The 3,718-nt window shown below is 45.1% G+C and carries 4 protein-coding genes and 1 tRNA gene; 4 read left to right on the forward strand and 1 reads right to left on the reverse strand.

Features of this window, described 5'->3' with window-relative positions:
* The 4 genes from QZY95_RS04870 to QZY95_RS04885 all read left to right on the forward strand — a co-directional run.
* On the forward strand, positions 1-215 hold a 215-nt coding region (locus QZY95_RS04870; RefSeq protein WP_290919987.1), incomplete at its 5' end, for a hypothetical protein.
* A 224-nt stretch (positions 216-439) separates the two neighbouring features.
* Positions 440-1,081, forward strand: coding sequence for an OmpH family outer membrane protein (locus QZY95_RS04875; RefSeq protein WP_290919989.1), 642 nt, complete (start codon positions 440-442; stop codon positions 1,079-1,081).
* A 280-nt stretch (positions 1,082-1,361) separates the two neighbouring features.
* Positions 1,362-2,333 (forward strand): class II fructose-bisphosphatase, encoded by a 972-nt coding sequence (gene glpX, locus QZY95_RS04880; RefSeq protein ID WP_290919994.1) that lies wholly within the window; start codon positions 1,362-1,364, stop codon positions 2,331-2,333.
* 271 nt (positions 2,334-2,604) lie between these two features.
* Positions 2,605-3,489, forward strand: a complete 885-nt coding sequence (locus QZY95_RS04885) for a DMT family transporter (protein WP_290919996.1) — start codon at positions 2,605-2,607, stop codon at positions 3,487-3,489.
* A gap of 149 nt (positions 3,490-3,638) precedes the next feature.
* Here QZY95_RS04885 and QZY95_RS04890 read toward each other — a convergent pair.
* A tRNA-Arg gene (locus QZY95_RS04890) sits at positions 3,639-3,715 on the reverse strand.
* Between the last annotated feature and the right edge of the window lie 3 nt (positions 3,716-3,718).

Raw genomic sequence — 3,718 nt, forward strand, 5'->3', positions numbered from 1 at the left:
ATCGCGTAACAGGTGATTTTACTATGCATTACACCGTTTCAATGGACGGGGTGAAGCTGCGAAAAAGTGATAACGTCCCGTATTCCTATCTCTCTAAAACTTTTGCGAAATCCTTGGCTCGTAGCTCTGTGCAGCGGGTAGAGATGAAGAGCATCTCAAAATACACTATGGAAGAGTACTTGCGCCAGATTGGCGGCTTCGTGTTTTCTGAATAACGCGTTGTCTGCGTCTTACGGGGAATGTGATCAGGCGCGAGGCGCTTGAAGATATCCACAAAATGGATCTGGTTGATTATTTTTTCTCTAACTAACTGCTATTGTGCAATTAATCCTTGGGAAAAAACGTAAGTTGCTCTATTTTCATAGCACCGTCGAAAAAAGTGGTGCTTACCTTGTTAATTACAAGAAAAAATGTGGCTTCTATAACATTTGGAGATATTATGAAAAAGTTAGCTTTATTGTGTGTTGCTGTTTTTTGTCTGGCGCTTGTGGGTTGTAATCAGGAAGCAAAAACTGATGCTTCTCCAAAGGTAGCAGTAGTTGATCCTGCAAAGGTATTTCAGGATTGTCAGCCAGGTAAAGACGGTATGGCGTACCTTGAAAAAGTAAGTACCGAAGTACAGCAGCAGTTTGTGGACTTACAGAATGAAGCCGCAGAAGCAAAAGGTCAGAACACTGAAACAGTGAAAGATATTCAGGCAGAAGTTGCTCGAATTCAGGAACGTGTTTCTGCAGAACAGCAGATGGTAGTAACCAAGCTGAATGAATTGTTCCAGAAAGTGCTTGAGCAGTACCGTAAAGAAAATGGCGTAGCACTTGTTATCCCAGCTGAGCAGGCTCTGAGTTTTGACGAGTCCGCAGATGCTACTGATGCAATCGTAGCGATTATGAATAAAGAAAAAGTTGTGTTTGAATCTCCAGTTGTTGCTCCTGATGGTGAAGCACACACTCCGGCTAAACCGGAAGAGAAAGCTGGTGAAATGAAAGAAGACGCAATGAAACAGGCTGGTGAAAAGAATGAAGCAGCACCTGCAGAAAAGCCTGCAGAGACTCCTGACGCAAAAGACACAAAAAAGCAGTAAGATTGCACTAAAACCGTACTGGTATTTACAGTAGGTTAATAGTATACGACTGGGAGATCGCATGAAAGCGGTCTCCCTTTTTTTATTCGGCGGTAAAAGCTTGAAGGTGTGTGCTTCCTAGGGTACACAAACCGCTGGCAGACCGTTGACCGCAGGCTAGCTGCGTTTGGTTTTAAATTTTTTGCAGTTTGAAGCTTTGTGATGTTTCACAAGCTTAGCTTATAATCCGCCACACATAAATTTTTATGTGTATCAGCAACTTATATTTGGAGGAGACCCGATGGAAGCCGCCCATAGAAACCTTGCTTTAGACCTTGTTCGCGTTACAGAGGCAGCAGCACTGGCATCCGGCCGCTGGCTTGGCAAGGGCAAGAAGAACGAGGGCGACGGTGCAGCCGTTGATGCAATGCGTTACGCTTTTAATAATTTGTACCTTTCCGGTCAGGTTATTATCGGCGAGGGTGAAAAAGATGAAGCGCCAATGCTCTTCAATGGTGAAAAGCTCGGAATGGGTAAAGGGCCGCAGGTTGACGTTGCGGTGGACCCAGTCGAAGGTACCAATCTTCTTGCATACGGTCGTCCTAACGCAATTTCTGTTGTAGGTACTGCTCCGGCAGGCACCATGTACAACCCTGGTCCAAGCTACTACATGCAGAAGCTTGTTGTACCGCCGGCAGCAAAAGATGTTGTAGACATTGATGCTCCAGTTAAAGAGAACCTGAACAACATTGCAAAGGCTCTCGGCAAAGACGTAGATGACCTTGTTGTTTTCGTTCTTGATAAGCCTCGTCATGAGCAGCTTATCACTAAAATTCGTGAAGCGGGTGCTCGTATTCAGCTGCACACAGACGGTGACGTTGCAGGCGCACTGATGGCTGTTGATCCTCGCAGTGAAGTTGACGTAATGATGGGTACAGGCGGTACACCTGAAGGTGTTATTGCTGCATGTGCTATTAAAGGTGTTGGTGGACAGATTTTTGCCCGCCTTGATCCGCAGTCTTACGTTGAAAAAGAAGCGATTCAGGAAGCTGGAATCGATCTTCGTGAAATTCACACCGTAAATACTCTCGTTCGCAGTGACGAAGTATACTTTGCAGCTACCGGCATTTCCGGTGGTACTTTCCTTCGCGGTGTACAGTACACTGGTAACGGCGCAGTTACTCACTCCATGGTTATTAAAGGCCATAGTGGGTCTATTCGTTACCTCGAAAGCATCCATAACTGGGATCGCGTACGCCCTGAAGGCTTATAGTTCCTATTTTGTATGTGAAAGGCTGCTCATTCGGGCAGCCTTTTTTTGTGTCTGTACCAAGATGTTTGGCTCGGCGTGTTGGTTTTTTATGTAATGATACTAGTGAGGTCAGCACCCACTGGGATAAAAGGGTGTTGACATTTCATCTGAACCTGCTTGTGTGCTCAACCATTAGTTGTAGGCAGAATAGAAAAATATACTGACATCTCTGCGTCTGAAATCCTGTATCCTTTACGGATTAGACAGACTTTTGTTTTTAAGGATTCCAACTATGCATATTCTCAAGGCACACGGTCTTATTCTTCTGGCGACATTTCTTATTGCAGGATCTTTTATTGCTTCCGCAAATGTGACCGGACAAGTGCACCCCGTATCGCTTAATTTATTACGTTTTGTTATTGCCAGCGCGTGTTCATTACCCGCGGTTTTGTTAAATGCTCGGTACAGAAAGCAAGTCCCGTCTGTTTTTCCTCGTTCTGTAATCATAAGCTTTTTCTACTGCGCATACTTTGTTTGCCTCTTCGGAGCATTACTTACAACAACTGTTTTGAATACCGGGACGCTGTATACACTGACACCATTTCTTACAGCGCTTTTCAGTATCGTTATTATGAAGCAGCCGGTAGGGCTTAGGCGCACGCTGGTCTATTTGCTTGGGGCGTTGGGGACTGTTTGGGTTGTATTTAAGGGAGATTGGCAGGCGATGCAGCAGCTGTCTCTTAATTCCGGCGACATGCTTTTTATGCTGGGTGTGCTTTCCATGTGTGGATACACGCTGGCATTGAAGCTGTTATATCGTCAGGATAGTGTTGCTGTGCTTACTTGCTGTACACTGCTTGGTGGTACGCTTTGGATGGGACTAGCCACGCTGGCCTTTGATATTCCGTTGCAATGGAACCTGCTTACTACTGGAGATTATGCAAGTATGTTGTATCTCGCTATTGGCACAACCTTGATTACTTCATATCTTTTTCAGAAAGCCTCGATTGTGCTTACCCCGAACAACGTTACAGCCTACATCTATTTGAGTCCTGCATGTGTTGCTATTTTGGATTACGCAATTAACGGCATCACCGTTTCATTTACTATTCTTGTTGGTATTCTGATTTCTGTTGTAGCAACGGTGCTGTTGCAGGTGATGAGTCGAGCGAAATAATTTTTTAAACAAGGCTTTCGTTATTAGCGGAGCTACGTGTTTGTAAGAAATAAAGAAAGCCCTCTGTGCATACGCATAGAGGGCTTTTTTGTAGACAGGGTTGGGCATAAAAAAGGGCTGCCAGTAAAACTAGCAGCCTGTATAAGCAATGGCGGGGATGGGAAGATTCGAACTCCCGACCAACTGGTTCGTAGCCAGGTACTCTATCCAACTGAGCTACATCCCCGCA

Origin of the sequence: Halodesulfovibrio sp. (genome assembly GCF_015482765.1) — a bacterium.
Classification (GTDB): domain Bacteria; phylum Desulfobacterota; class Desulfovibrionia; order Desulfovibrionales; family Desulfovibrionaceae; genus Halodesulfovibrio.

What these genes read in the sequence shown, in the direction of transcription:
- QZY95_RS04875 (WP_290919989.1), top strand. Translation starts at nt 440, where the DNA reads ATGAAAAAGTTAGCTTTATTGTGTGTTGCTGTTTTTTGTCTGGCGCTT.
- glpX (WP_290919994.1), top strand. Translation starts at nt 1,362, where the DNA reads ATGGAAGCCGCCCATAGAAACCTTGCTTTAGACCTTGTTCGCGTTACA.
- QZY95_RS04885 (WP_290919996.1), top strand. Translation starts at nt 2,605, where the DNA reads ATGCATATTCTCAAGGCACACGGTCTTATTCTTCTGGCGACATTTCTT.